Consider the following 25,458-nt stretch of genomic DNA (forward strand, 5'->3'; position numbering starts at 1 on the left):
GTCGATGATCCGCCACATCCGACCCAGCCGACGCCGCGATTCAACTATTCCGCTGATCAATGTCGTCTTCCTCATTCTGATCTTTTTTTTGATCGCGGGCACGATAGCACCCCCTTTGGATTCCGATCTGGACTTGGTGAACACCGCAGATCTTGAAGGTCGGGAGCCGCCAGATGCGCTTGTCCTTCATCAGGATGGGGCGTTGACCTTTCGTGGCCGACCGATAAACGCCGAAGCATTCATGGAAGGCCAAAATGGCGGGCCTGTGCGGATCGTGCCGGATAGAAATGCACCTGCCCCATTGTTGATGGAGATAACCAGCAATCTGCGGCGGTTAGGCGCGCCGTCTGTTTTTCTGGTGACAGAACAGGCCCTCGAATGATCAGGCGGTCTATTTTTGTCGCAATCCTTGCGATCTCGGTTTCTGTGCTGGTGCACTTGGGGGGCCTGAGCTTGACAGTGCCAACCCTGTCAAACCAATCCACAGAGGAAAGCCGCACTGACATAGTCGAGCTAAGCAACACGTTCGAAGAGTTTGTCGATACCAGGCTTGAACCCGTTCAGCCGGAACTGACCGAAGCCCCGCCCCCGCCAGAAGAACCGCCAATTGAGCCGCGCGAGGCTGAAATTCCCACAAGCGATGCCCGTGTCGCGTCGCCCGACCCAAAGCAAACCTATGCGCCCGATACCGGCGACTCGTCGATCATTCAGCCCAGAGCACCCGACGAAGCCGTCACCGAACCTGTGGAACAAGGCCTTGATGACAATGGTGAAAGCGCTGAAGCTGCAGGGTCCGACACCGCGACCGAAAACCCGGAAGCAACGCCCGATCAAATCCTTTCCCCGGTCGAACCCTATTCTGCCCAAGAACCGGTAAATGACGTACAGCTTGCCGCTTTGCCACCCGAGCTACCTCCGGTCGACACCGAAGAGGTTGAAACCATCGAGCCCGTGACACCGGATACAGCCCTGCCCGCCCTGGAAGATGACGCTGATGTGCCTCTTCCCGAAGTGGAAACAGAGCAAACGGATCAGGCCCCTGCATCGTCACTTCGACCGCGGCCACCGAACCGCAATGCGCAACCAACGCAACCTAGATCACTGGAAGCTTTTAGAAACTTCGACAATCTGCGCTTTCCCGAACAGACGATTGAGTCACCTCTCACGGCCTTCAAACGCGAAGGTGTGGACGTTTTCCGACAAAGCAGAGGCAGCAATCGGGCTGGGGGGCGGGGTCCGGGCAATTCGGATACAACAAACTATGCCGGAGAGGTTCTGGTTCATCTGAACCGGGCTCCAATCGTCTACGTCGCTGCGCGCGGATATGCGCGCGTGTTTTTTCAGATTGATCCCGATGGTTCGCTGGCTTGGGTCGATATCGTCGAAAGCTCTGGTTCACCCGACATAGAACGTGCCGCAAAGGAACAGGTCCGAACCGCCGCACCTTTCCCCCTCCCGCCCGGCGGCGTCAGTCGAAAACTGTCGTTCTATTATCAGATAAGATGATCTGATCGGCACTGGAGGGGACACCGGGATTCTGGCAAAGACGGGCCGTTCGTGCCCGGTGAATACGATACTTCAAATCGCTGGTCAAAAAAAATTATCGGCTTCGGTGGCGGTGCTGTCAGACAAATTCCAACCAGTCTCAGTTTGCTGCCAAATGCGCGCAGCTGCATCGTGCGTTCGTCTTATCTCAGCAGCAAACATCGGGCCAAACCTTTTGCACCAATATCGGACAGTTTCGTGGCACACGCCGATGCCTCGCTCGTGCAACAGATTTTCGACACTTCGAAGCGAGAGCGGGAAACGGATGTACAGCATCACCGCAAAGCGGATGATCTCGGGGCTGGTATTAAAAGTATTTGAAGAAGGCAGGTCTGGTCATGGGCAAAAGCGACGCAACACCTCGACCCGCCCAAGCAAAGTTCTTCTGACAAGCCCCCCACGCTGCTTTCCAAGATGTCTGCCCTATGCCCAAAGCAAGATTTTAAGTTAAGTTGACCCAAGCCGCATTCTTTGAAGAGCTTTGCACGCACGCGGCAACAAATTTAACACCATTGAGCCCATCGTGGACCGTTGGATAAACAACCGACGCGTCAGGTGAAATCCCATTTCGGAACGCTTGGATCGCCTCCGCAGCCTCCCCATAGATATTCGCGAACCCCTCAAGATACCCTTCGGGATGTCCCGGAGGAACTCTGCTCAACCGATTGGCAGCATCTCCGGCTCCAGCTCCATTTCGAGTGATCAGACGCTTTGGTTCGTTGTATGGTGTGAACCACAGGTAATTTGGATCTTCCTGAGACCACTCCAACCCACCTTTTTCGCCATAGACGCGCAAACGAAGTGCGTTTTCATTGCCGGGAGCCACCTGAGAAGACCACAGCATACCGCGCGCTCCGCCTTCGAAGCGCAGCAAGACGTGCGCGTTGTCATCGACTTTGCGCCCCGGCACAAAGGCCTGCAAGTCTGCCGCCAGGCTCTCCGCTGTCAGCCCGGTTACAAAGCAGGCAAGGTTGTATGCGTGGGTCCCGATGTCACCGGTTGATCCACCCGCGCCCGAGCGTTCGGGATCGGTTCGCCATTCCGCCTGTTTGAAATCCTGCTGCTCGGTCAGCCAATCCTGCGGGTATTCAACCTGAACCACGCGGATCTTGCCAATATCGCCGTTGGCAACCATTTCACGCGCCTGACGAACCATCGGATAGCCCGTGTAATTATGGGTCAAAATGAATAGGGCATTCGCGCTTTCTGCTGCTTTGACCAGCTTTTTTGCATCGGCAAGGGTTGAGGTGAGTGGCTTGTCACATATTACATGAATACCGCGTTTCAGGAACTCGCGCGCGGCGGCATAATGAACGTTATTTGGCGTGACGATTGAGACGGCCTCGATCCCAGATTTCAACCGGGCCTCCCTGATTGCCATTTGTTTGAAGTCTTCATAGACCCGTTCGAGCCCCAATGCCTGACCACTTTCAAGAGATTTCTCTGGCGTCGAAGACAAAGCGCCAGCAACCAGCTCGAACTTGTCGTCCAGTCGTGCGGCTATGCGGTGAACGCCGCCTATGAATGCGTCGTTTCCGCCGCCAACCATACCAAGCCGAATGCGTCCTGAGGTTTCTTCACTGCGTCCTGTGACCATTACTCAATCCCCAGCATTTTACGATTGGCGGCTTCGTCTGCGCCACCGTCAGCGAAATCATCAAAGGCTTTTTCGGTCACACGGATGATGTGATCGGACACAAATTGAGCGCCTTCACGCGCCCCGTCCTCGGGGTGTTTGAGGCAGCATTCCCATTCGACAACGGCCCAGCCATCAAAGTCATTCGCCGCCATTTTTGAAAACACCGCACCGAAATCCACTTGGCCATCACCAAGCGACCGGAAGCGCCCGGCACGATCGACCCAGCTTTGATACCCGGAATAAACACCCTGCCGGCCGGTTGGGTTAAACTCGGCATCTTTGACATGGAACATCCGGATCCGATCTTTGTAGATGTCGATATTGTCCAGATAGTCGAGGCATTGCAGCACGTAATGCGACGGGTCGTACAGCATACAGGCCCGTGGGTGATTGCCTGTCCGTTCGAGAAACATCTCGTAGGTCACACCATCGTGGAGGTCCTCTCCGGGGTGGATTTCGTAGCAGACATCGACACCGCATTCATCGGCGTGATTCAGGATGGGCACCCAACGGCGCGCAAGCTCATCAAATGCCGTTTCAATCAAGCCGGCAGGGCGCTGCGGCCAAGGATAGACATATGGCCATGCCAGCGCGCCTGAGAATGTCGCATGCGCTGAAATGCCCAAATTTTTCGACGCAGATAGCGCTTTTTTTACCTGGTCTACGGCCCATTCTTGCCGGGCTTTCGGGTTCCCCCGGACGCTTTCGGCTGCAAAGCCGTCAAACGCGCTGTCATAGGCCGGGTGAACGGCCACAAGCTGGCCCTGAAGGTGCGTTGAAAGTTCAGTGACTTCGACACCATTTTCCTCGGCTTTGCCTTTGAAGTCTTCGCAATAACCGGTGCTGGACGCGGCTTGTTCCAGGTCGAACAACCGACCATCCCAACTGGGAACCTGAACGCCTTTGTATCCACAATCAGCCGCCCATTTTGTGATCGCGTCCCACGAATTGAACGGCGCTTCGTCCCCCGCGAATTGCGCAAGAAACAAAGCTGGACCTTTGATCGTCTTCATAAGATTTCCTCCCCAAAACCTGAGCCCCTATGGCGGTAAATTGTCTTTCAGATAGATGTCGATGCGGATGCGTTCCTGGGCTTTGTTGAACGGAACCTTGTCCGAAGTTGCACGCAATAGACGGACGGCAGAACGAACGATGTGCCCAGTGTCTTGCGAGATTAAGGCATCAAATGTGCCAAGCCTAAGCGCCTCCCGACTGAGCGGAGTAAGCTCATGGGCTATGATCACCAGATCTTTGCTGAGTTTGTTCTCGGAAAGAAATTGAACCAAACCCGCATTGCCTGCTGCTGACGAGTATATTCCGACCAGATCCGGATAGGTTTCAAAGATTTCGGGCATCATCTTGTAAATCAGATCAGGGTCATCCCGGCCCTCGACAGATGCTACGACTTGGAGGTGCGGAAATTCCTCAGCCACAACAAGGTCAAAGCCTTGACGACGCTCCAGATGGTCACGCGCCAAACGGGATCCTGTAAGAACCAAGAGCTTGCCTTTGCGATGGACAAATCTGCCCATCAGCTGAGCGGCGGTTCGTCCTGCCGAAACGTTGTCAATTCCCACAAAGTGGTCTCGCTCAGAACTGGGCAAGTCAGACACCAACGCAACCACCGGAACGCCTTTGTCCCTGAGCCTTTTTACAGCATCACGAACAGAAGGTGTTTCGGGCCCAAAAACGGCAACGCCGTCAACATCCGAACTGTCGACAGCATCCAAAATATTGACGATATCTTGCGGCTCAAACGGAGCTACCTTTTTTATCGCAATACGAGTTCGCTCGATAAACTGGTCACGTGACTGTTCTGCGATCTGACTGCTGATTGCCTCCACAAACTCGTTGTCCGTGTCCGGCAGAACAAAGAGGAAGTTGTAAACTCGGTTTCGCGCAAGGTTGGCCGCAGCGGTGTCGCGCACATACCCCAGCTCATCAATTGCCTTTTGCACTTTCTGTACGGTAACGGCCCGCACGCCGGGGCGTCTGTTCAAGACCCGGTCAACAGTCGCCAGACTGACACCGGCGACGCGCGCAAGGTCGTTGACGGTTGGCTTTTTCACCAATTCTAATTTTTGTTTTTGATCTTCCACGTGTTCTTCAGCCCTCAATCTCCCGCGCTAAGCCTTCAAACAACAAAGCAACAGCTTCAGCGCCGGGATCGTTATGTCCAACTAGGTTTTCTTCGGGAACATAGGCTGCCCGGCCCGCCTTCGCACGCCGAATATTTGCAGTGTTATTTGCGCCTTCGCGGGCAGCCTCGGCCGCATAGGTCAGTCCAGACGGGAGGGCGGCAAGTGCAGGTGCCAGAGCGTCAATCATTGTCCGGTCACCGACCTTGGCACCCCCAACCTGGCTCACGCGATTCAGGCCCTCGACCAGAGACTTCGATACCGAAGCTCCGCTTGCACAGGCATCTCCGGCTGCATTGAAGAAGATTGCGAGTATCACACCGGACGATCCGCCCATTGTCTGGCTTAACTCGTTGCCCAACGCCGGAAACAGTTGCGTCAGATCAGCAAGAGGCATGCGGTCAAGGCTACCTTGCAATGCTCTTGCGGCTGTGGCCAGTGTGCTTCCTGTATCGCCATCTCCGGACTTTGCGTCCAACTCGTTCAGAGTCTTCTCTGCGTTGATGAGCAGCTCAGATAATCGGGTGATCGTTTCTCTTGTAGTGGGATTGTTTGAAGGGATTGGATCGATTGGGGTCAGGCCATCAGGCAATGGCGATACTTTGATCGGGTCGATGGAATTGACCCCGGGCCATGCGGCCAGATCAACGGGCGCTTCAAGAGCTGACAAATCGTCCTGATCCACTGGCAGAATGGAAACCGAAAATCCGTGCATATCCAGCGACGTCATCATTGGTGCCGGGCCAATGACATGGTGGGCAATACCAGTTTCAGACAACGCATGCGTGAGGACAGCCATTTCCAGCGGAGTTGTAGAGCCCAGGTTGTTGACCAAGGCTACACAATCCCCGGCACCCACCCTTTGCTTCAGCTTCTCCACTACTGTGGACATAGCCGATACGGCATTTGAGAACTCGACTTGTTGTACACCGGGCTCGCCGTGGATGCCCAAGCCGAGTTCCGCTTTACCGGGTGCGATCCGATCTTCTTTTGGAGATCCGGGAACGGTACAGGTGTCCAGGCTCATACCGATGCTGACAACCTTTGCTATGGTACTTCTTGCTGCTTTTGTAACGGTGTCCAAATCGGCACCCCCTTCAGCAAGCGCTCCGGCAATTTTGTGCACGAACAACGTACCCGCGACACCACGTGGTTGCGGAAGGTCGGGCAGAGCGATGTCATCATCGACAACGACCATTTCAACCTTGCGGCCCAATGCACGGGCGCGTTCAGCTGCCAATCCAAAGTTCAATCGATCGCCAGTGTAATTCTTGACAATAAGCAAGCACCCGGCCTCTCCCGTGACAGCTAGAATACCCGCCAGAACCGCCTCGACCGAAGGTGAGGCGAAAACTTCGCCGCAGACCGCGGCTGTCAACATACCGGCGCCAACGAAACCTGCATGGGCGGGCTCGTGACCAGACCCTCCGCCGGAAACCAGTGCGACTTTCGACTTGTCCCAATCCGACCGGTAGACAACCTTGATATGCGGGTATCCGTCCAGCCGTGTAAGCTGCCCGCCGGAGGAAGCCAAAAGGCCGTCTATCGCCTCGGTTACCAGGGTTTCTTTTGTGTTGAGGAACTGGGCCATGCTTTTGCTCCTTAATTCACGCGCGCGCCGGACGCGTCAAAATACAAGGGGTTGTGGGGGCGGATTTTTATAATTTTTCCAGAGGGGTAATCCTGATGAACATCAATCAGGGTGACAACCGGGTGGCCATTCAGGTCCAGGTGCAGCCGTGTTTGGTCGCCCAGATGTTCGGCACGTATGACACGCGCTTCACTGCCCTCGCCTTCAATGATGTTTTCCGGGCGAAGACCAATCTGTGGGCCTTTGTGATCGCCTCCGAACAACTCGGAAGGCAGGATGTTTATTCGCGGCAGACCCAACCGGCTGGCTACGTAAACACTGCCCGGGTTTTCGTAGATATCCCGAGGTGTTCCGTACTGTACCAACCGGCCGTTCTCCAAAACGCCGATATGCGTCGCCATTGTCATGGCTTCGACCTGATCGTGGGTCACGTAGAGCAAGGTTGACCCCAGATCGGCCTGAATCCTTTTCAGCTCGACCCGCAAATCCGCCCGAAGCTTGGCGTCCAAAGAGCTGAGCGGTTCATCCATCAGAAAAATCTGTGGGTCACGCACAAGCGCACGTCCGATTGAAACGCGCTGCATTTCGCCGCCAGACAGTTCGGTGGCTTTGTTGTCCAGCTTGTGCGGAATCTGCAGGATCTCAGCGACTTCGTTAACCTTTCTCGTGATCTCATCCTCTGGCGTCTTCAGGATCGGCGACCGCAGAGGGAAAGACAGGTTCTCACGCACTGTCATATGGGGGTACAGCGAGTATTGCTGGAAGACCATCGCCACATCGCGTTGGGCAGGTGTATCTATTCCGACGTCACGCCCGGCAATGCGCACCGTTCCTGAATCCAGTTTTTCAAGTCCCGATATCAACCTCAGCGTCGTTGTTTTTCCCGCGCCGGTTGGCCCCAGCAACACCACAAAGGCACCGTTGGGGATGGTCATTGAGATGTCATCCACCGCTCTAAGGTTGCCGAAGGACTTCGAGATGTTCTCCAACACGACTTCAGCCATTGCTTAGTACCTCGTCGTTCAGAGCGGACCTCAACGCGCGCCCGGTAGACTCTTCAAATAGAGTTACTGCGGTAGAGCGGAATTCCAATCCTACTGTCTCGCCAGGATTAACGACTTCGCGGGCATCAATCCGGGCTTTCAGCTCTCCGTTCGGGCTTTGCAGCGTCACGATCTGGGTGGTTCCAAGATATTCTGCGGCCAGGACCTTGGCCCGGTAGGCGCTGTCGTCTGATAGAAAAACATGTTCGGGGCGAACGCCGAAAACCAAGTCGCCTTGCGCCCCTTCCATCAGTTTGGGTACGGCTTCGTCATGGCCATTCAGTCGAACCATTTCCGAGCCAGGCGCGATCTTTCCTTGAAACCGCAGGAAGTTCATCGAAGGAGACCCGATAAAATCTGCAACGAACATTGTGGCTGGTTTGTCGTAGATTTCCTGAGGTGTGCCGAATTGCTCGATCACAGCGTTGTTCATCACTACGATCTTGTCGCCCATTTGCATGGCTTCCAACTGATCGTGTGTGACGTAAACAGTGGTTGCGCCCATACGGTCATGAAGCGCGCGCAATTCTTCGGCCATGTGCTCCCGAAATTCGGCATCCAAGGCACCAAGGGGTTCGTCCATCATGAACGCCTTGGGTTCGCGAACAATCGCGCGCCCCAGCGCCACACGCTGCCTGTCGCCACCTGACAGTCCACCTACCGGGCTATCGAGGATGTCGTTGATCCCCAGAATTCCCGCGACTTCCTCTACTTTGGCTTTGACAGCAGCACGCGGCATACCCTGCGATATCAGGGGATAGCTGATATTTTTGCGAACGTTCATGTGAGGATACAGCGCAAACATCTGGAACACGAATGCAATGTCTCGCTCTGATGGGGGTCGCTGGCTGATCTCTTCGCCGTCCAGGTAGATTTCACCCGACGTTGGCAGCTCCAACCCCGCGATCATTCGCAGCGTTGTCGTCTTTCCGCAGCCGGATGGCCCCAGCAACATGAAAAACTCACCGTCTTCAATCGTGAACGAGCTTTCGCGGACAGCCGTGAAATCGCCGAACATCTTCTTTACGTTTTTGACTACGATCTGGGCCATTTCTACTCCGGGAAATGGCTGACGATGATGAACATGACGGTTCCGATCAGCGTGACGATGAAAGAATATGTGAAGGCCCAAAGGACAAAGGGTTGCATCAGCATGAAGACACCCAGAGCGATCAGGATGGTCGCGACCATCTCCCATGGGCCTCGGCGAAATCGCATCAATCCGGTAAGAAACTCGCTCATTTGCGCACGGCTCCGAATGTGATCCCACGCAGCAGGTGTTTGCGCATCAGGATGGTGAAAATCATGACAGGGATCAGGAAGATCGTGGCACCTGCCGCCACTGCAGGCCAGTCCAGGCCGCCAATGCCGATAATGGTCGGGATGAACGGTGGTGCAGTCTGCGCATTCGCGGATGTCAGCAGCACGGCAAACGCGTACTCATTCCAAGCAAAGATCAGGCAGAAGATTGCAGTTGAGGCTATGCCGGTCGCGGCTTGCGGCAGCACCACTTTGTAAAACGCCTGAAATCGTGTGTAGCCATCTATTAGAGCGGCTTCTTCGTACTCTCTTGGGATTTCGTCGATGAAGCCTTTTAGCAACCAAACCGCCAAGGAAATATTCACGCCCGTATACAGCAGGATCATTCCCAGATGCGTGTCGCTTAATCCAAGGTTTCTGAACATCAGGAAGATTGGGATGGCGACAGCGACTGGTGGCATCATCCTTGTACTCAGGATGAAGAACAGAAGGTCGTCCTTGAGCGGGACCTTGAACCTGCTGAACGCATAGGCGGCCAGTGTACCAAGGAAGATACTCAAAAACGTCGAGCCAAACCCGATGATAACCGAATTCAAAAAGCGCTCGCCAAACTTTGATGGCCCGACAATCACCATGTCGTATTGGCGCACGATCTCATCGGCCCAGTTCTGCGGCGGGTTCGCTTCCAGAAACTCCTGCGTCTGCCGCGTGCGTGTGGTGAACAGGTTGACGTAGCCTTCAAGCGTTGGGTCAAAGACCACTTTGGGTGGGTAGCTGATCGCATCGGCCGGAGATTTGAAACCTGTCAGCAAGATCCATACAAGTGGGATCATCGTGATCAGCGCATAGCCGATGACCAGAAAGCCTGCGATCCACTTGGACCGGTTCGAAGGTTCGGTGACGGAAAAACTACTCATCTCTGTTTCACCTTGTTCAGGGCTTTGACGTAGATCGACGCAAGGCCGAACACGGTGACAAAAAGGATGATCGCATAGGCCGAGGCGTAGCCGGTACGCCACTTCTCAAACGCCTCCCGCTTGAGATTGATTGAGGTGAGTTCCGTTACAGAACCGGGCCCTCCGCCGGTCAGCTGAACCACCAGGTCGAACATCTTGAAGTTCTCGATCCCTCGAAACAGCACTGCGAGCATCAGGAATGGCAGCACCATCGGGATAGTGATTGTGAAGAACTGCCGCAGCTTGCTGGCCCTGTCGATCTCAGCCGCCTCGTAGATGTAATCGGGAATGCTGCGCAGCCCGGCCAGACAGATTAGCATCACGAATGGCGTCCACATCCAGGTGTCGACAATCACGATCGCCCAAGGGGCCAACGTGACGGATCCCAGCATTTCAAAACTCGACGGGCCTTTGCCTGTGAACCATGACACGATGTAGTTAAACAACCCGATTTGAGGTTGATACAAGAACTTCCAGAAGTTCCCGACGACTGCAGGAGACAACATCATCGGCAGCACGATGATCGTGGTCCAAAGATCGTTGCCCTTGAATTTCTTGTTGATCAGCCAGGCCAGAGTAAACCCGATCAGGACCTGGAAAAAGATCGTCCAGAACAGGAAATGCGCCGTCGCCTGCATATTCAGCCAGGTATCCGAGTCTGTCAGAATACGCTCGTAATTCCTGAGCCCGACATCTTTGACTTCACGCCCGATCCTGTTGGCCTTGTAGTTGGTAAAGCTCAGTTGGATAGTCCAGATCAACGGAAAGATGTTGATCGCCAGCAATAGGAATATCGTTGGGGAGATGAATATCCAGGCGATCGCGCGGTCGGATAAACCTCGGATTTTTCGCGCAACTCGCTCGGGCGTTGCCTGGGCAACGCGATCTACGGTCCGGTCAGACATCTCTTTGCCAGTTCTTGTTGGTTTAGGACTCACGGGTGAAGGTGGAGCGGGATTGCGCCCGCTCCTGCCTGTGTCCGGACTACAGCTTGCCTTCGTCTTCGAAGACTTCCGTCCAATCTTCGATCAGAAGATTAAGCGCTTCCTGAGCTGTACCTTGATCAGCAACGACGTAGTCGTGGATACGTTTCTGCATGGCCAGCAGGAGTTCTGCATAGGCAGGCTCTTGCCAGAAGTCTTGAACCCCAGCCATTGCTTCAAGGAAGTCACCGGCAAACGGTTGGCTGTCCACGAAACCAGGATCTTCCAGCACAGAGTTATGCGCCGAGTAGCCGCCTAGCTCCCACCATTTGGCCTGAACTTCAGGCTGCGCGAACCACTTGATGTACTCAAGTGCGGCATCCTGTTTATCAGAGTAGCTGACAACAGAGATACCTTGTCCGCCCAGTGTCGAACCTGCCTGATTTTGCGGTGGGTTCACGAAAAAGTCGATCTTGTCACCACCGGTATTGGGGTCGGCATAGAGCCCCGGGAAGAACGCAAACCAGTTCATCGCCATGGCGACCTGACCGGATTTGAAGGCGTCCAAGCTCTCACCCATGTAAGAGTTGGTATATCCCGGAGGCGTCGCCGTTTCGTAGAATTCCTTATAGAATTCCAGCGCCTCTACCGCTTCGGGTGAGTTTACGGCGCCTTCCATGTCATAAGAGCCCGGGGTGTTCTCGTATTTGAAGCCCCAAGGATACAGCGCTCCGGTCACACCCATGGTGATCCCTTCCGAGCCGCGCTCGGTAAAGATAGCTGCCCCGTAGACTGTCTTGCCGTCGATCTCACGGCCCTGGAAGAACTGCGCGATCTGCAACAACTCTTTCTGAGACTGAGGTTCACGTAAGTCCTGACCCGTTGCTTCTTTGTATGCGGCTTGGATTTCGGGGTTTTCGAACCAGTCCTTGCGATAGAACCAGCCGTTTGCATCGCCCATCGCAGGCAGCGCGTAGTAGTTTGGCGTACCCTTGGGCCAGGTCGAGTAAGCGTAAACAGTGGCCGGCGCGAAATCGTCCATGCTGATGCCTTCAGCATCAAAGAAGTCGTTCAGTTTGACATAGTGACCGTTTTCAGCGCCACCACCGATCCATTGGCTGTCACCGATCAGTAGGTCGCAGAGCTTACCCCCAGAGTTCAGCTCGTTCAGCATACGGTCCGCAAAATTTGGCCAGGGAACAAATTCAAAGTTCATTGTATGGCCGGATTCTGCTTCGAATTCTTTTGATAGCTCAACAAGCGCGTTAGCCGGGTCCCATGCAGCCCAACAAAGCGTCAGATCTTCAGCATTTGCCTTGGTAGAAAGAGTAGTAGCGGCAAGGACTATTGCGCTGGCCGAGGCCAGTTTTGTGTAAGTCATCCATTCCTCCCTTTTTGCGCCGTCAATCGAGGATGTGCGAATCGCGGCATACCTCCAAAGCTATTTGAGGTACGCACCTCAAGTCCAGAAATATCTGAGGTTCGTACCTCAAATGAGCAGGGAAGATCGCTGACCTTGCTTCTTAACGGCTGATTTTAAAAGAAATTGTTCGCTTTCTTTGATGCGCCTCTATTTTCAGCAATAAAGTTTTAAATGGCCAAATCGACAAAAACTGGTGCAGCCCATTATGGCGGCCATCATGCGACCAACACGTTTAGCGAACCCGCTGCCGAAGCATTCACAGATTATTTGGTCGATACCTAAGAGAATTGGAGATAGTTTCAAACAGCACGCACAACTCGGGATCGTGCATAACTCGTTTGGTCAGGTGCAGACGTATGAAAACTCTCTCTATCGTCAGATTGAACCGCTACCCAATTAAAGGTTTGAGCGCCGAGCACCTGCAAACTGTAACGCTGCGTGCTGGAGATGGCATTCCAGGTGACCGTCTGTTCGGATTTGCTCGGTACAACTCCGGTTTCGACGTGCAGAACCCGCAGCCGCTTCCGAAAGACCGCTTTGTCGTTTTGTTGAATGAGGCTGCACTGGCAGGTATTCAGACGAATTTTGATATTGAGACCCAAGTTCTTGCGATCAAAGCGAACGGCAAAACACGTAGCTTTATTATGCTAGCAGCAGAAGATCGGAGAAATGCGTCAAATTTCCTTTCATCAGAGATCGGCTTAAGAGATCCCGAACCGCCAAATTTCGTTTCGTCTGCTCCTCATCGTTTTACAGATGTGTCGGTCGTATCACCTAAAATGATGAACGCGATATCCGTTTTGAATCTGGCATCTGTGGAAAAGTTGGGTGAAAAACTGAACGTGGATATCCATCCAGCGCGCTTCCGGGCGAATATAGAGATAGATGGTTTACCTTCGTTTTCCGAGTTGGATGCAGTTGGATCAGTTTTCAGATTTGGCGATGTCGAGTTAAAGATACTCTCACGTACGAAAAGGTGTGCGGCCACTGAAGTGAACCCGGAAACGACCGAGCGCGACTTGAAAATACCCTACCTCATTAGGAAGTTTATGGGTCATATGGACATGGGTGTCTATGTCGAGGTGGCGAAAGGCGGAGTGCTAAAAGTTGGGCAATCTGGGGAAATGTTGAGTGGAATATCACCCCCCGCCTAAGTGGCGACTTTCGAGAGGAACTTGCCCGGCATGGCATCGAATGCAGCATGAGTGCGGCAGCGAATTGCATGACAACGCCGTCGTCGAAAGCTTCTTCGGCGTTCTCAAACGCGAACGTGTAAACCGCGTACGCTACCGCGCCAGAGATGAAACACGTGCCGACCTGTTCGAGTATATTGAAGTGTTCTACAATCGAAAGCGTCGCCATGGATATCTTGGCAACGTAAGTCCGGCTGACTTCGAAGATCGATCAGTCGGATCCTCTCAAACCGTCCACTGAAACGGGGCAAGACGATCAATGCGGTCTTTGGTAAAAATTTGTTGAATCTCCACATTTGCGAAAGAAACTGTTTTTAAAGGAAAAACACCGTATTCCTACATCCAATCAGCTGGTGGCACAGATCTGGAATGCTATTGCAATAGCCAAACTTGTCGGGCAGCCGGCTGATTGATTGATACTGAAGCTACACATTGAATAGTCAGCCCGCTTTGAAAGCGGATTGTTGATTAGTGACGCGTATCTCAGCATGATCCAAGGATGTCAGTTGAAATAGACCAGTGGTTACAAGATCTCGAACTGAGTCAGTACGCAGATGCATTTGCGGAAAACGATATTGATGCGCGTGTTCTGCCACTATTGTCTGGCGACGACTTAAAAGAGCTTGGGGTAAGTCTGGGTCACCGGAAAATCATCCTCGCTGCAATTCACAAGCTAGTCAGCCTGCAGCAGGCAACTTCGTCGCCACAAGTAACTCAGAAACAAGCAACTACTTCGGAGATAGCGAATAAAGACGATCTGCTCAAAAGGAAGCCTAGTGAACCGGCCACTGCAGAAAGGCGTCACGTAACGGTCTTGTTTGCCGATCTAGTTGGTTCCACCGAACTTACCAATCGTTTTGATCCTGAAGATATGCGGGAATTGCTGCAAAACTACCAAGATGCTGTGGCTGGAGCCGTAAGTCGATACGGTGGCTACGTTGCAAAATACTTGGGCGACGGCCTTCTCGTGTTTTTTGGCTGGCCGCGGGCTTACGAAGATCACGCAATTCGGGCGATAAATGCCGGTCTCGAGGCCGTTCGTCGCGTTAGGGAGCTCAAAACACCAGACGAAGAGTGTTTGTCGGTGAGGCTGGGCGTTGCAAGCGGCGATGTCGTGGTAGGCGACACCATCGGTGAAAACACATATGAGGAAGGGGCCATGACCGGTCCGGTTGTCAATCTTGCAGCGAGGATTCAAGAACATGCAGAACCAAACTCGGTCGTTTTACCGGCAGAGGAAACCGAGACAGCTCTGCATAGGATATTTGAGTATAAATCCCTTGGAAAGAAAGAGTTAAAGGGTTTCGCTGAACCGCGTACCCTGTTGAAAGTGGTGTCGGAACGCAATGCGGAAAGCCGGTTTCGAGCTTCACATCGCGACGATACCGCCAGCGCGATGATTGGCCGCGACTACGAAAAAGGGATACTACTGCAATCATGGCAACGTGCTCAGAATGGTCACGGAGAGGTTGTTCTGCTGTCCGGTGAAGCCGGGATTGGAAAATCGCGACTTACAGAGGAATTTCTTGCTGACATCGCCGTAAACGACCAAGCCGATGTCATAAGACTGAACTGTTCCCCTTACCTCAGCAGTAGCCCATTTCATCCGGTTGCCCATCGAATTTCCCAAGACGCTGAGGTCGAACCGGACTTCGACGACAATCTGATCCTCGAACATGTCAGGAAGATGCTTGAAGCGCGGCCCGGACTGGACTGGGAACAAGCTCTGCCTGTTTTTGCAGCGTTGGTCGCACCCCGAAGTGCGCTCGCCCGAACGGTGCTCGAGATGTCACCGCAGGAGCAGCGCGACATAACAATCCAAACTTTGATCCACACTGTGCAAGTGCGATCAAACGTGCGCCCGGTTATTCTGTGCGTCGAAGATGCTCATTGGATCGATCCTTCCACCCAAGCCTTGTTGGAGCGGTTTAAGTCGATATGCACCGATCTTCCGCTGATGATCCTGATAACCCACAGGCCCGGGTGGGAATTGGCCCGAGACGATGGGGACACGCACGTTCAGTCTCTTGTATTGCGCAGGTTCGATTCTGCGCATGTCTCACACCTTGTCGAAAACATTACCGGGAAGAAACCGGACGATGCCCTGATCGCTACAATCATTGAGAAGACAGACGGTGTACCTTTGTTCGTGGAAGAATTAACCCGAGCGATTGTCGAGGCAGGAGAGCACGGACAAATCCACATACCCTCGTCATTGAAAGGCGCGTTGATGGCACGTCTCGATGCGGTTTCGCCCGAGGCTAAACAAGTCGCACTTACAGGTTCTGTTATTGGCCGAGAGTTTGAGCCGAGCATATTGAATGCAGCGATGCGTCTTGCAGATTCTGATATCCACAAACGCCTCGAAGAGCTTTCTCGAACCGGCATAATCTTTGAAAGCGGACACAATCGTGGGCATTTTGTATTCCGGCACGCCCTCATCCGCGATACCGCCTATCAGTCCATGCTGAGCTCGACTCGGAAACGGCAACACGCAGACGTGGCACGTGCGTTGATACGGACAAGGTCCGCTGAGATCGAGCGTCGTCCCGAACTGATCGCTCGCCACCTTTCAGAAGCTGAGGATTGGAGGGCAGCGTTTGAAAAATGGCAGATTGCGACAGAAATGGCCTTGGCGCGATCTGCCAGCCAGGAGGCGATGACCAACGCCAAGGAAACTCTACGGGCTGCTGAAAACCTGGGCTCAGACTCCGATTCAGAATTGATCAAAAGCAAGATCCTGGTTGGCCGCAGCCATGACAGCCTGGGCCAATTGCCTGAAGGGATAGCGGTTCTGAAGGACGCTTCAAACGCGGCCCGGGCAGTGCACAATGTGGAGTTAGCCGCCGATGCAGCCAACCACTTCGCTGACTCATGTATGATGTCTAGCGAGAGGCACGGTGAAGCAATCGATCTCTGCAATAATGCGCTGAAGGATTTGCCTGATGATGATGAAGTCCGCCGGTGTAGATTGATGAGCCAACTTGCGCGCGCCCACATGTTCGTCGGTCAGTTTTCCGAAGGTGCGCGTTTCGGTCAGCAGTCCATGGAGTTGGCCGCAAAACTGGGTGATTATAAATCCCAGTTCTCGGTAATGATGATGCATTTTGGGGCCCCATTCGTTGCGCGGAAGGGAAGAGAAGCCCACCACTGGCGCGAAAATCTGGAGGCCATGCATGGTGTGGCCGAGCATCTTGGTAGTATCGATCAAGGGCGGGATCGCACCCTGAGCTTGTTTGTAGGCGCCGAGATGGCCGACCGGGAGTTGATGGACCATTCTCTGGGTTTGCTTACCGAGATTTCGGAAAAGGACAATCATCTGCAGCTCTATTGGGTTCAGAAACACGCACGCGCGATGGTTGCAATTATGGACGGCGATTTTGAGCAAGCTGAAAAACACGCCACCGAAGCGGTGAAAATCGGTCGAAAGACCCATGGGGAGCATGTTGAGGGCGTCTTTGGAGTTCAAATGTTCACGATCCGCCGCGAGCAAAACCGACTGCACGAAGTTGCGCCTGTGATTAAGCAACTGATGACAGACAGCCCCGAAGACATTTCATGGAAGCCCGGTTTTGGTCTTATCGCTGCTGAGCTTGGATACAAAGAACCTGCCGAACGAATACTGAATGAAATGGCTGCCAATGGCTTCGATCTTCCACCCGACGCCATGTATTCAACGACTTTGTCATATCTGGCCGACATATGTGTCGCCGTTCAGCATCAGGAACACGCCAAGACGCTCTATGGAATGCTTGCTCCTTACGAAGAACTGACGATCACCGCCGGGGCCACGACAGTATGCACTGGCGCAGCTGCGCGACGCCTCGGAAGTCTGGGTACCGTTCTGAAGGACTGGGATACGGCTGAGACGATGTTCCAGAAGGCAATAGAAATTGACACGCGCATGAAATGCCCACCTTGGGTCGCGCACAGCAAGGCGGCATATGCTACTGCACTAAGACAACGCGGCCGCCCGTCTGATGTGGAACTAGCGTTTCAACTGGAAGGGGAAGCGTTGGCAATTTCACAGAAATTGGGTATGGTTTCCCTAAGGTCAAAGCTCGAAGGAGTAGCGAGTTAGGGTATAAAATCTGGTCTGGGGGACTTCATGCCAAGGTACATAATTGAAAGAAATTTTGCCGAGCAACTAAACGTTACAGACGATGACAAAATTCACATCAAAGAGATCAATGACGAAGTCGGCGTCGAGTGGATTTTTTCGTTTCTCAGTGCAGATAAGCGCAAAACGTACTGCTTGTACGAAGCCCCGGATGAGGAAAGCCTGAGAAAGGCGGCCGAACGCCTGAACATTCCCGCCGATGTCATCACGCCAGTGGATCGGATTGATCCGGCAATTTTTGCCTGATGAGCATCCACTTTATCTAATTCAGAGCGACGCCTTCGCGAAACAACGCGACGGAGTCATCAATTACCTGAGGCAGCCCTGCAAGAAGCCCGACCTGACAATAGGGAGGCTGACGCATGTTTGATCTGAAAACACTCGATGGTGGTACGGCAACAGTGGACCAAGACGCGTTGGGCGCTCTTGATGCGTCGCTTCGTGGCGGGGTCTATCAGAAGGGCTCTTCTGAATATGAAGATGCTAGGACCACGTGGAACAGTATGTTCGAACGTTACCCCGGTTTCGTGATCCGCGCCTTGGGGGCAAGCGATGTGCAGAAGGCCGTGAACTTTGTTCGGGACGCCGGCCTCGTGATGTCTGTTCGGTCAGGTGGGCATCAGATTGCGGGTCACGCAGTTGCAGATGAAACGGTCATGCTTGATCTGTCGCAGATGCGGTCGGTTCACGTCGATCCTGTCAAAAAGACCGCTCGGGTTGCGCCGGGAGCGTTGTTGGGAGACGTAGATCGCGAAACTCAAGCACATGCACTTGCCGTTCCCGTTGGCATCAATTCGACTACGGGTATCGCAGGCCTCACGCTTGGCGGCGGCTTTGGATGGACCACTCGAAAATTTGGTATGACGATCGACAACCTGCTCTCAGCGGAGGTCGTGACCGCAGACGGTGCCATTGTAACCGCTTCGCCCGCAAGCCATCCGGAACTCTTCTGGGCCATCCGTGGTGGGGGTGGGAACTTCGGTGTTGTGACCTCATTCGAGTTCCAGTTGCATGAACTCGGACCCGATGTTTTGTCCGGTCTCATTGTACATCCGATCGAAAATGCTCCAGAGCTCCTCGCTGAATTTGCCAGCATTGCAGACAATTCCCCGGATGAGCTGACCGTCTGGAGCGTGATGCGGCAAGCGCCTCCTCTGCCTTTTCTGCCAGCTGAGTGGCATGGACGAGAGGTGCTGATCTTTGCTGCGTGCTATAGCGGGCCGATGGAAGAAGGTGAAAAAGCTATGGCGGCATTGCGCTCGCTTGGCGAACCGATTGTCGATGTAATCTCTCCGCATAAGTTCGTAGACTGGCAGGCCGCTTTTGATCCGTTGTTGACACCCGGCGCCAGAAACTATTGGAAAAGCCATGATTTCGATGAACTTTCTTCGGACGCAATCTCAGGTCTATTGAAAGCGATTGCCAATCTTCCCGACCCGGCATGCGAAGTTTTTATTGCTCATGTGGGCGGAGCTATGGCGCGCGTCGAGGCTGGTTCAACAGCGTACCCTCAAAGATCTGCTCACTTCATCTTGAATGTTCATACGCGTTGGGAAGACCCCGGTAAGGATGCCGAGTGTATTGGCTGGGCGAGAGAACTTTACAACCGGATGCAACCGCACGCGACCGGAAGCGCGTATGTTAACTTCATGCCCGAAGACGAAGCGGACCACATGGCCGGGGCATATGGCGACAATGGTGAAAAGCTCTCTAGGATCAAGGGCACATATGACCCGACCAATTTGTTCCGAGTAAACCACAATATCTTGCCCGCGTGACGGAATTCAGAACCGCCATATCTGATCCAGATTGATGTTGAGAGTTCTTCGTTGACAACGGGTGGTTCTTTCTTGTTTGCCGATTGTCTAGCCAGCTAGCACCCCAAAGCGGGTATGGCATTGGTGGTTGGCAACCTGCGCGCCTTGCAGTTGCTTCTTGGACATACTAGGCAGCAAACGCGCAGGAATCTGTTCTAAGTTGCTAAATCACTTCATCTGCAGCGTTGGCGAAATTACAAGTTTGTTGGGCGGTCCCCAAAAATTTAAGCTCTAAGGAATGAGAAAGCAGACAAAAGTCATCGCTTTAAACCGTTGGGCAACTCCTCACTCCACTTTCTCAGCTCGTCAAGAAATCCAATGGCCGTGCCGCCAAATTCGGTGATGGAATATTGAACAGAGACAGGGGCAGTATCCATCACTTGTCTCGCAACCAAACCCTGCTCCTCAAGTTGACGTAGTCGCTCAGCGATCATCTTCTTACTGGCACCACCGATCATACGCGAAAGATCGTTGAATCGTACGGGACCATCTTTGAGGTGCCACAAGATCGATCCGGTCCATTTTCCACCAATGATCCGCATCCCTCTTTCGATAGAGCATGGCTCCAGACAGGCCTCCGAGACCTGTCGACGGCCTTTTGCGTCCTCTTCAATCCGCGCTCGCATCGTCATCCTTCCGCTCAGATAACTAGGTTACCAAAAGTATACTAGTTGATTTCTCACACCTACATTCTCAAATGCTCTCTGAACCCGACGAAAGTCAAGGGTTCAGAGATTGCACATATAGGATACGGACATGAGTAAAATCCTCATCGTGAACGGCACCCAGCCCTACGAATTTGCCCCCGGGCAGTTGAACGCCAGCCTGACCGAACGCGCACGGAGCACGCTGACAGCAATGGGTCACGAAGTACGCATGACCACCGTCGCCGATGGCTACGACGTGAATGCAGAGGTCGAGGCGCACCTTTGGGCCGACACAGTCATCATGCAATTCCCGGTGAATTGGATGAGTGTTCCGTGGATTTTCAAGAAATATATTGATGAGGTCTACACGGCTGGTACGGACGGCCGCTTGTGCGCAGGCGACGGTCGCACCGCCGACGCACCAAAAGCCAACTATGGCATGGGTGGATCACTGAACGGCAAGACATACATGCTGTCGGTGACATTCAATGCGCCGAAAGAAGCATTCGGCAATGAAGCTGAGCCGTTCTTTGCCGGAGCAAGCGTCGACGATCTGCTGCGCCCGATACATCTGAACGCCAAGTTCTTCAATATGCAGGCCCTGCCGACGTTCGCTGCCTTCGATGTGATGAAGAACCCCGAAATCGAGTCCGATTTCGCCCGGTTCGACGCGCATCTGAAAACCACATTTGCCGAGGTTGAACATGTCCCAGCCTGATATTCACCTGTATACCGCAGGCACGATGAACGGCTACAAACCGGTCATTTTTCTGGAAGAGGCAGGTATCCCCTACGACCTGACCCATATCAACTTTTCCAAACAGGAACAGAAGGCGCCGGATTACCTGGCGCTGAACCCAAACGGAAAAATCCCAACAATCGAAGACCGCTCGGAGGGGCGCGCCATCTTCGAATCCGGTGCGATCCTGTGGCATCTGGCCGAGAAATATGGAAAATTCCTGCCGTCGGACCCGGTCAAGCGGTCCGAAGTAATGCAATGGACGCTGTTTCAGGTCGGTCACGTTGGCCCGATGATGGGACAGGCAATGTATTTCCAGCATATTGCCGCGCCAAATGGCCATGAAGAGCCGTTCTCGATCCGTCGCTACGTGGACGAAAGCCGCCGGTTGATGGAGGTGATGAATACGCGTCTGGACGGTCGTGACTGGATCGCAGCGGACGAATACACCATTGCTGACATGATGTTGTACCCGTGGGCGCGTGCCTATGTCTGGGCCCGGGTGGATGTGACGGACCTTCCGCATCTGAACGCCTGGTTTGACCGTATCGATGCCCGGCCCGCCGTGCAGCGAGCGCTGACCATCCCCAAGGCCAACCCACAGTTCTGGGATGCTGACGCAGATGCCAGCGCCTTTGCCAAGGAAAACGCGGCGCGTTTTTCCGGCGACGTGAAAGGAACCTGAACCGTGCCAGATGCTCCCCCAATCCGTGTCGATGTCCTGTCCGATGTTGTTTGTCCGTGGTGTGTGATTGGCTACTACCAGCTCGCCAAGGCCGCACGCGATACCGATGTCGAACTTGATATCCATTGGCACCCGTTCGAGCTGAACCCCCAGATGGCAGAACGCGGGGAGAACCTGCGCGACCATCTGGCATCGAAATACGGGACCACGTTGGAAGGGTCGATCCAGGCGCGAGCCCGCCTGACCGAGATGGGTGCAGCACTGGGGTTCACGTTCAATTACGCCGATGACATGCGGATGTATAACACCTTCCGCGCACATCAATTGATTGACTGGGCCGCCGAGCTAGGCAAAGGCCACGAAATGAAGCAGGCCCTTTTTTCGGCGTTCTTTACACACCGCAAGGACGTCTCGGACATACAGGTTCTGGCCGATGCGGCTGCTGGCATCGGGCTGAACCGCGCGGATGCGATGGACATGTTGGAAGGTAGAGAACGTGCAGCAAGCGTCCGACAAAAAGAGCAGTTTTGGATTGGTCAAGGCATTCGGGGGGTGCCCGCAATGGTGTTCGACCACCATCACCTTGTGACCGGTGCACAGGGCGAGGAAAACTACGCCCGCATCCTGCTGCATCCTGCTGCATCTCCGAGACAACAGGGCCGCGTAGCACCTGTGAATACCGGCCCCTTCCGGCGCAACAACTCCACGATCAAACGGGTGTTGCCCGGCATGCCATCGCTGAACAACCATTGTAGGGGTTGCATGACGTAGGTCTCCGCGACAACCTTCCTCTTATAGTAAAAAACTCAGTCGGAGTGGCCGCATGTCGGCCACGACAGCCTTTCAGTCTTGAAGAGTTCCCAATTCATGGCACTGCATGACCACCCCATGTCGCGAAAGCCCCAACATCACCAGGACCTTGACCACGCACATGATCATGTCCACTGGGCCGAGCTGTTTTACGACCTGATCCACGTCGTGACGATCTTTCTGCTGGGCAACTACTTGTCGCATCATCTAGATCTGCATGGGTTTCTTGTGTTCGCTGGGGTCTTCATCACACTCTGGTACGCGTGGGGCGAACTCAGCATATTCAACTCGATCTATGTCAGCACCGATTTCTGGCATCGGCTGATTATGTCGGTGATGATCTGCACGGTGATGTTCATGGCCGCGGCGATCCCGGCTATTGACGGAAAGGGTTGGATCTTCTTCGCGTTAGGATTTGCAGCGAACAGGGCCATGATCGCAGCCTTGTACTATCGCGCCCGGCGAGCCAATTCATCAGGCGAGTCAATGTCCACGGCGCAGATCCGCAATTTCTCGGTCTTTGCGGTGATCTTTGCGATTACAGCCTTTTTGCCCGCACCTCTTGCTTACTGGGTGTTTGCCGCCGCAATGGTGGCCACGCAGGCAATGTACATGATCCCCGGCGTCACTGTATTGCGCTTCGAACGTTTCGTCCCGCGCCTCGGCCACATGGCTGAACGGTTTGCTCTGCTGACACTGATCGTTTTGGGCGAAGGGTTCTTTAAACTGGTCGTCACCCTGTCCGAGAAAGGCATCTACAAAGTCTCACCTGATGTGCTGGTCAACTTCGTCATCGGCGGCGTTTCGATGTTCGTCATGTGCTGGATTTATTTTGACTTTGTCGGCAATGCAAAGCCCAAGGACAAGAAGGTGTCGACGTTGGTCATCTGGTGGCTGGCGCACCTGATTTTGATGTTATGCGGCGTCATGGTCGGCGTGGCCCTTGCTGCTGAGGTCAAAGTCGGGTTTTGGGAGCCATACCCTTCCGAATATGCCGCGATTGGCTGTTTCGGCCTTGCAGGATATATCGCTATGCTTTGGGTGCTTCAGAACGTTATTGAACACCGCCTTGCATCGGACTTTGGACGCTGGGATGTGCGGGTGTTTGGGATCGTTCTGGCAATCGCCTGTTTCTTTGTCGTCCCGCATGTTCCCTCGTTGGTTGGCAATCTGATCTGGGGCACAGCCTTGCTATCTCAAATAGCGTTTCCCTTGATGCGCGCCTGGACGAAGTTTCGATATGACTAAAACTGTGACGGGTTCGAAATGTCTAAGAAGAAGAGTGTATTGGTGGCTTGAGCGCCCGGACCGGGCGGCCACCGGCCCTTGGCTGCTGGAGATAGCACTGATCGCGCTGATAACGCTGAACGTAGCCGCAGTCATCCTTGAGACAGTCGACTCGATCTATAGCCGCTGGAGTTTCGCGCTTAACCTGTTCGAAGGTCTTTCTCTTTTCGTATTCGTAGTCGAATATGCGGCCAGACTCTGGGTCGCGACAGAAAACCCAAACTACAGAACGCGAGCGTCCTGGGCCGTTTCTCCGATCGCTATCATCGACCTGCTGGCAATATTGCCAGCGCTGCTTTACCTGTTCTTTCCGATTGACCTGCGTCTGCTGCGTACCTTCCGCATGTTGCGACTACTTAAACTCACGCGGTATTCGCCCGCGCTCGGCATGTTGCTTGCTGTGTTTGAGGAAGAGGCTGGCGCCTTTTTTGCAGGCTTCTTCATCCTGATGGTGATGCTGATTTTTGCCGCTAGCGGTGCTTGGCTGGCAGAACACGAAGCACAGCCAGAAGCATTTGGTTCGATCCCCGCTGCGATGTGGTGGGCGATGGCGACATTGACGACCGTTGGTTATGGTGATGTGACTCCTGTGACGGTCGCTGGCAAAATCTTTGGCGCAGCGATCACAGTGATCGGCATTGGGATGGCGGCATTGCCCGCAGGGATTATCGCCAGCGGCCTAAATGATCAGCTCCACCGCCGACGTGCCAGCCTGGAGCGCGAATTTCGAAAGGCCCTGGAAGATGGTGACATCTGCGACGCGGACGAGGCCGATATTGAAGCCGTTCGTAAACAATTGGGTTTGTCCCGCCGTTCTGCAGACCATATCCGAAACCGCGTGCAGGCTGAGACCGTGTCACAGGCCGATCACTGTCCAACCTGTGGGCAAACTGTGCAAAAGGCCAAGCCGTAAGCGTGAGAAATTGGGCTGCCACAGATCAGGTGTCGAGTTCCCGACAGGATCCCAGCAGAACTGTGAAAACGGGAGATTTCGAATGGAGTATTTCGCGGGCTTCCGTGTTTCGCAGCGGTCCTGCGCGAACTTTGTTGTCGACCGCAAGGGCGCGGTTCCGCATAGGCGAGCGCTGCCGTGAAAGATAATGAGATCGCCGGGAATGCAACCTGCTATACACTTTATGGACATGATCCGCGGTGTGGTTCCACCAGACGCCTCACTCTATGATTTGCGCTAGTGGATCCTCCGGATGATTGGGTTTGCGGTATTTGGATTGTTGGCTGCAACTCTGAGGTTCAAGAAACGGTTGGGTTGAAGACGGCACATAGCAGACCTTAACAGTGGGTCCATGATGCTGCTGTCGCAGCCCTCAAAGCAGCCGTTCGCTGCACCTGCTAAAACTCGACAACGGCCAAGGTCTCAAGCGCGGCCAAAAGCCAGCCTTCGCTTCACCCGCAACGACTATCGCCCAACTGGATATGTGGGCATGGGACAGTGGCATAGGAGCAATATAAGCAACATTCGCCTTCCAACAGCTTCAAAACCACTTTGCACGACTTGCACTCATAGAACCATTGGCTGGCATCAATCGACATTCCTTCGGTTTCACCATACCGACACTAAATCACTTTTGGTGGCTACCCTTTAGGGCGAACCGAAAAATAGTAAGGCTTGGGATAGCCAAAT

Annotated in this window: 23 protein-coding genes and 2 pseudogenes; 12 read left to right on the plus strand and 13 right to left on the minus strand. The window is 53.9% G+C overall.

Going from position 1 to position 25,458, the window contains the following annotated elements; translation table 11 throughout:
- The first annotated feature begins 4 nt into the window (after positions 1 to 4).
- Positions 5 to 382, plus strand: a complete 378-nt coding sequence (locus AC2FNU_RS10455) for an ExbD/TolR family protein (RefSeq protein WP_496788000.1) — start codon at positions 5 to 7, stop codon at positions 380 to 382.
- A gap of 77 nt (positions 383 to 459) precedes the next feature.
- Positions 460 to 1,506, plus strand: a complete 1,047-nt coding sequence (tolA, locus tag AC2FNU_RS10460) for a cell envelope integrity protein TolA (protein ID WP_496788020.1) — start codon at positions 460 to 462, stop codon at positions 1,504 to 1,506.
- 117 nt (positions 1,507 to 1,623) lie between these two features.
- Here tolA and AC2FNU_RS10465 read toward each other — a convergent pair.
- The 11 genes and pseudogenes from AC2FNU_RS10465 to AC2FNU_RS10515 all read right to left on the minus strand — a co-directional run.
- Positions 1,624 to 1,885: pseudogene (locus AC2FNU_RS10465) on the minus strand (IS6 family transposase); the annotation flags it as partial.
- Between the two features lie 102 nt (positions 1,886 to 1,987).
- Positions 1,988 to 3,142: a Gfo/Idh/MocA family protein gene (locus AC2FNU_RS10470; RefSeq protein WP_496788001.1), complete on the minus strand. Its 1,155-nt coding sequence runs from the start codon at positions 3,140 to 3,142 to the stop codon at positions 1,988 to 1,990.
- A complete protein-coding gene (locus tag AC2FNU_RS10475) occupies positions 3,142 to 4,197 on the minus strand; it encodes a sugar phosphate isomerase/epimerase family protein (protein WP_496788002.1) in 1,056 nt (351 codons plus the stop codon). The genes AC2FNU_RS10470 and AC2FNU_RS10475 overlap by 1 nt, the downstream gene beginning before the upstream one ends.
- A gap of 27 nt (positions 4,198 to 4,224) precedes the next feature.
- Positions 4,225 to 5,253, minus strand: a complete 1,029-nt coding sequence (locus AC2FNU_RS10480) for a LacI family DNA-binding transcriptional regulator (protein WP_496788003.1) — start codon at positions 5,251 to 5,253, stop codon at positions 4,225 to 4,227.
- A gap of 37 nt (positions 5,254 to 5,290) precedes the next feature.
- A complete protein-coding gene (locus AC2FNU_RS10485; RefSeq protein ID WP_496788004.1) occupies positions 5,291 to 6,913 on the minus strand; it encodes a dihydroxyacetone kinase subunit DhaK in 1,623 nt (540 codons plus the stop codon).
- Between the two features lie 11 nt (positions 6,914 to 6,924).
- Positions 6,925 to 7,917 (minus strand): ABC transporter ATP-binding protein, encoded by a 993-nt coding sequence (locus AC2FNU_RS10490; RefSeq protein WP_496788005.1) that lies wholly within the window; start codon positions 7,915 to 7,917, stop codon positions 6,925 to 6,927.
- Positions 7,910 to 9,007, minus strand: a complete 1,098-nt coding sequence (locus tag AC2FNU_RS10495) for an ABC transporter ATP-binding protein (RefSeq protein WP_496788006.1) — start codon at positions 9,005 to 9,007, stop codon at positions 7,910 to 7,912. Before AC2FNU_RS10495 ends, AC2FNU_RS10490 begins: the two co-directional genes overlap by 8 nt.
- Positions 9,008 to 9,009: 2 nt before the next feature.
- Positions 9,010 to 9,198, minus strand: coding sequence for a hypothetical protein (locus tag AC2FNU_RS10500; protein WP_480799236.1), 189 nt, complete (start codon positions 9,196 to 9,198; stop codon positions 9,010 to 9,012).
- The gene (locus tag AC2FNU_RS10505; protein WP_496788007.1) at positions 9,195 to 10,133 is read right to left on the minus strand and encodes a carbohydrate ABC transporter permease; all 939 of its coding nucleotides are present in this window, start codon (positions 10,131 to 10,133) and stop codon (positions 9,195 to 9,197) included. Before AC2FNU_RS10505 ends, AC2FNU_RS10500 begins: the two co-directional genes overlap by 4 nt.
- Entirely contained in the window at positions 10,130 to 11,077 is a 948-nt protein-coding gene (locus tag AC2FNU_RS10510; RefSeq protein ID WP_496788008.1) for a carbohydrate ABC transporter permease, read from the minus strand. Before AC2FNU_RS10510 ends, AC2FNU_RS10505 begins: the two co-directional genes overlap by 4 nt.
- A gap of 79 nt (positions 11,078 to 11,156) precedes the next feature.
- Entirely contained in the window at positions 11,157 to 12,476 is a 1,320-nt protein-coding gene (locus tag AC2FNU_RS10515; RefSeq protein ID WP_480624753.1) for an ABC transporter substrate-binding protein, read from the minus strand.
- Positions 12,477 to 12,874: 398 nt separating this feature from the next.
- Here AC2FNU_RS10515 and AC2FNU_RS10520 point away from each other — a divergent pair, with 398 nt between their 5' ends.
- The 5 genes from AC2FNU_RS10520 to AC2FNU_RS10540 all read left to right on the plus strand — a co-directional run bounded on the left by AC2FNU_RS10520 (position 12,875) and on the right by AC2FNU_RS10540 (position 19,609).
- Entirely contained in the window at positions 12,875 to 13,672 is a 798-nt protein-coding gene (locus AC2FNU_RS10520) for an MOSC domain-containing protein (RefSeq protein WP_496788009.1), read from the plus strand.
- Between the two features lie 40 nt (positions 13,673 to 13,712).
- Positions 13,713 to 13,952, plus strand: coding sequence for an IS3 family transposase (locus AC2FNU_RS10525; protein WP_496788010.1), 240 nt, complete (start codon positions 13,713 to 13,715; stop codon positions 13,950 to 13,952).
- A gap of 258 nt (positions 13,953 to 14,210) precedes the next feature.
- Positions 14,211 to 17,792, plus strand: a complete 3,582-nt coding sequence (locus tag AC2FNU_RS10530) for an adenylate/guanylate cyclase domain-containing protein (protein ID WP_496788011.1) — start codon at positions 14,211 to 14,213, stop codon at positions 17,790 to 17,792.
- A 27-nt stretch (positions 17,793 to 17,819) separates the two neighbouring features.
- A complete protein-coding gene (locus AC2FNU_RS10535) occupies positions 17,820 to 18,077 on the plus strand; it encodes a DUF4242 domain-containing protein (protein ID WP_170376838.1) in 258 nt (85 codons plus the stop codon).
- A gap of 116 nt (positions 18,078 to 18,193) precedes the next feature.
- Complete coding sequence (locus tag AC2FNU_RS10540; protein WP_496788012.1) at positions 18,194 to 19,609, plus strand: FAD-binding oxidoreductase; 1,416 nt, start codon at positions 18,194 to 18,196, stop codon at positions 19,607 to 19,609.
- A gap of 296 nt (positions 19,610 to 19,905) precedes the next feature.
- Here AC2FNU_RS10540 and AC2FNU_RS10545 read toward each other — a convergent pair whose 3' ends face one another.
- A complete protein-coding gene (locus AC2FNU_RS10545) occupies positions 19,906 to 20,190 on the minus strand; it encodes a winged helix-turn-helix transcriptional regulator (protein WP_496788013.1) in 285 nt (94 codons plus the stop codon).
- A gap of 214 nt (positions 20,191 to 20,404) precedes the next feature.
- Between AC2FNU_RS10545 and AC2FNU_RS10550 the strand changes: the two genes are divergently transcribed.
- The 5 genes from AC2FNU_RS10550 to AC2FNU_RS10570 all read left to right on the plus strand — a co-directional run bounded on the left by AC2FNU_RS10550 (position 20,405) and on the right by AC2FNU_RS10570 (position 24,729).
- Positions 20,405 to 21,013, plus strand: coding sequence for an NAD(P)H-dependent oxidoreductase (locus AC2FNU_RS10550; RefSeq protein WP_496788014.1), 609 nt, complete (start codon positions 20,405 to 20,407; stop codon positions 21,011 to 21,013).
- A complete protein-coding gene (locus AC2FNU_RS10555) occupies positions 21,000 to 21,719 on the plus strand; it encodes a glutathione S-transferase family protein (protein ID WP_496788015.1) in 720 nt (239 codons plus the stop codon). Before AC2FNU_RS10550 ends, AC2FNU_RS10555 begins: the two co-directional genes overlap by 14 nt.
- Positions 21,720 to 21,722: 3 nt before the next feature.
- Positions 21,723 to 22,490 (plus strand): DsbA family oxidoreductase, encoded by a 768-nt coding sequence (locus tag AC2FNU_RS10560; RefSeq protein ID WP_496788016.1) that lies wholly within the window; start codon positions 21,723 to 21,725, stop codon positions 22,488 to 22,490.
- Positions 22,491 to 22,586: 96 nt separating this feature from the next.
- The gene (locus AC2FNU_RS10565) at positions 22,587 to 23,777 is read left to right on the plus strand and encodes a low temperature requirement protein A (RefSeq protein ID WP_496788017.1); all 1,191 of its coding nucleotides are present in this window, start codon (positions 22,587 to 22,589) and stop codon (positions 23,775 to 23,777) included.
- Positions 23,778 to 23,811: 34 nt separating this feature from the next.
- Complete coding sequence (locus tag AC2FNU_RS10570; RefSeq protein WP_496788018.1) at positions 23,812 to 24,729, plus strand: ion transporter; 918 nt, start codon at positions 23,812 to 23,814, stop codon at positions 24,727 to 24,729.
- 491 nt (positions 24,730 to 25,220) lie between these two features.
- On the opposite strand, the pseudogene AC2FNU_RS10575 reads toward AC2FNU_RS10570, so the two are convergent.
- Positions 25,221 to 25,379: pseudogene (locus AC2FNU_RS10575) on the minus strand (GDCCVxC domain-containing (seleno)protein); the annotation flags it as partial.
- Positions 25,380 to 25,458: the final 79 nt, after the last annotated feature.

The sequence above is a fragment of the Ruegeria sp. BHSB064 genome (genome assembly GCF_059613205.1).

Bases quoted from the DNA above. Each gene is read 5' to 3' on its own strand.
- AC2FNU_RS10455 (WP_496788000.1), top strand. From the start codon at position 5: ATGATCCGCCACATCCGACCCAGCCGACGCCGCGATTCAACTATTCCG.
- AC2FNU_RS10470 (WP_496788001.1), bottom strand. From the start codon at position 3,142: ATGGTCACAGGACGCAGTGAAGAAACCTCAGGACGCATTCGGCTTGGT.
- AC2FNU_RS10475 (WP_496788002.1), bottom strand. From the start codon at position 4,197: ATGAAGACGATCAAAGGTCCAGCTTTGTTTCTTGCGCAATTCGCGGGG.
- AC2FNU_RS10485 (WP_496788004.1), bottom strand. From the start codon at position 6,913: ATGGCCCAGTTCCTCAACACAAAAGAAACCCTGGTAACCGAGGCGATA.
- AC2FNU_RS10490 (WP_496788005.1), bottom strand. From the start codon at position 7,917: ATGGCTGAAGTCGTGTTGGAGAACATCTCGAAGTCCTTCGGCAACCTT.
- AC2FNU_RS10495 (WP_496788006.1), bottom strand. From the start codon at position 9,007: ATGGCCCAGATCGTAGTCAAAAACGTAAAGAAGATGTTCGGCGATTTC.
- AC2FNU_RS10500 (WP_480799236.1), bottom strand. From the start codon at position 9,198: ATGAGCGAGTTTCTTACCGGATTGATGCGATTTCGCCGAGGCCCATGG.
- AC2FNU_RS10505 (WP_496788007.1), bottom strand. From the start codon at position 10,133: ATGAGTAGTTTTTCCGTCACCGAACCTTCGAACCGGTCCAAGTGGATC.
- AC2FNU_RS10510 (WP_496788008.1), bottom strand. From the start codon at position 11,077: ATGTCTGACCGGACCGTAGATCGCGTTGCCCAGGCAACGCCCGAGCGA.
- AC2FNU_RS10515 (WP_480624753.1), bottom strand. From the start codon at position 12,476: ATGACTTACACAAAACTGGCCTCGGCCAGCGCAATAGTCCTTGCCGCT.
- AC2FNU_RS10520 (WP_496788009.1), top strand. From the start codon at position 12,875: ATGAAAACTCTCTCTATCGTCAGATTGAACCGCTACCCAATTAAAGGT.
- AC2FNU_RS10525 (WP_496788010.1), top strand. From the start codon at position 13,713: ATGCAGCATGAGTGCGGCAGCGAATTGCATGACAACGCCGTCGTCGAA.
- AC2FNU_RS10530 (WP_496788011.1), top strand. From the start codon at position 14,211: ATGTCAGTTGAAATAGACCAGTGGTTACAAGATCTCGAACTGAGTCAG.
- AC2FNU_RS10535 (WP_170376838.1), top strand. From the start codon at position 17,820: ATGCCAAGGTACATAATTGAAAGAAATTTTGCCGAGCAACTAAACGTT.
- AC2FNU_RS10540 (WP_496788012.1), top strand. From the start codon at position 18,194: ATGTTTGATCTGAAAACACTCGATGGTGGTACGGCAACAGTGGACCAA.
- AC2FNU_RS10545 (WP_496788013.1), bottom strand. From the start codon at position 20,190: ATGCGGATCATTGGTGGAAAATGGACCGGATCGATCTTGTGGCACCTC.
- AC2FNU_RS10550 (WP_496788014.1), top strand. From the start codon at position 20,405: ATGAGTAAAATCCTCATCGTGAACGGCACCCAGCCCTACGAATTTGCC.
- AC2FNU_RS10555 (WP_496788015.1), top strand. From the start codon at position 21,000: ATGTCCCAGCCTGATATTCACCTGTATACCGCAGGCACGATGAACGGC.
- AC2FNU_RS10565 (WP_496788017.1), top strand. From the start codon at position 22,587: ATGGCACTGCATGACCACCCCATGTCGCGAAAGCCCCAACATCACCAG.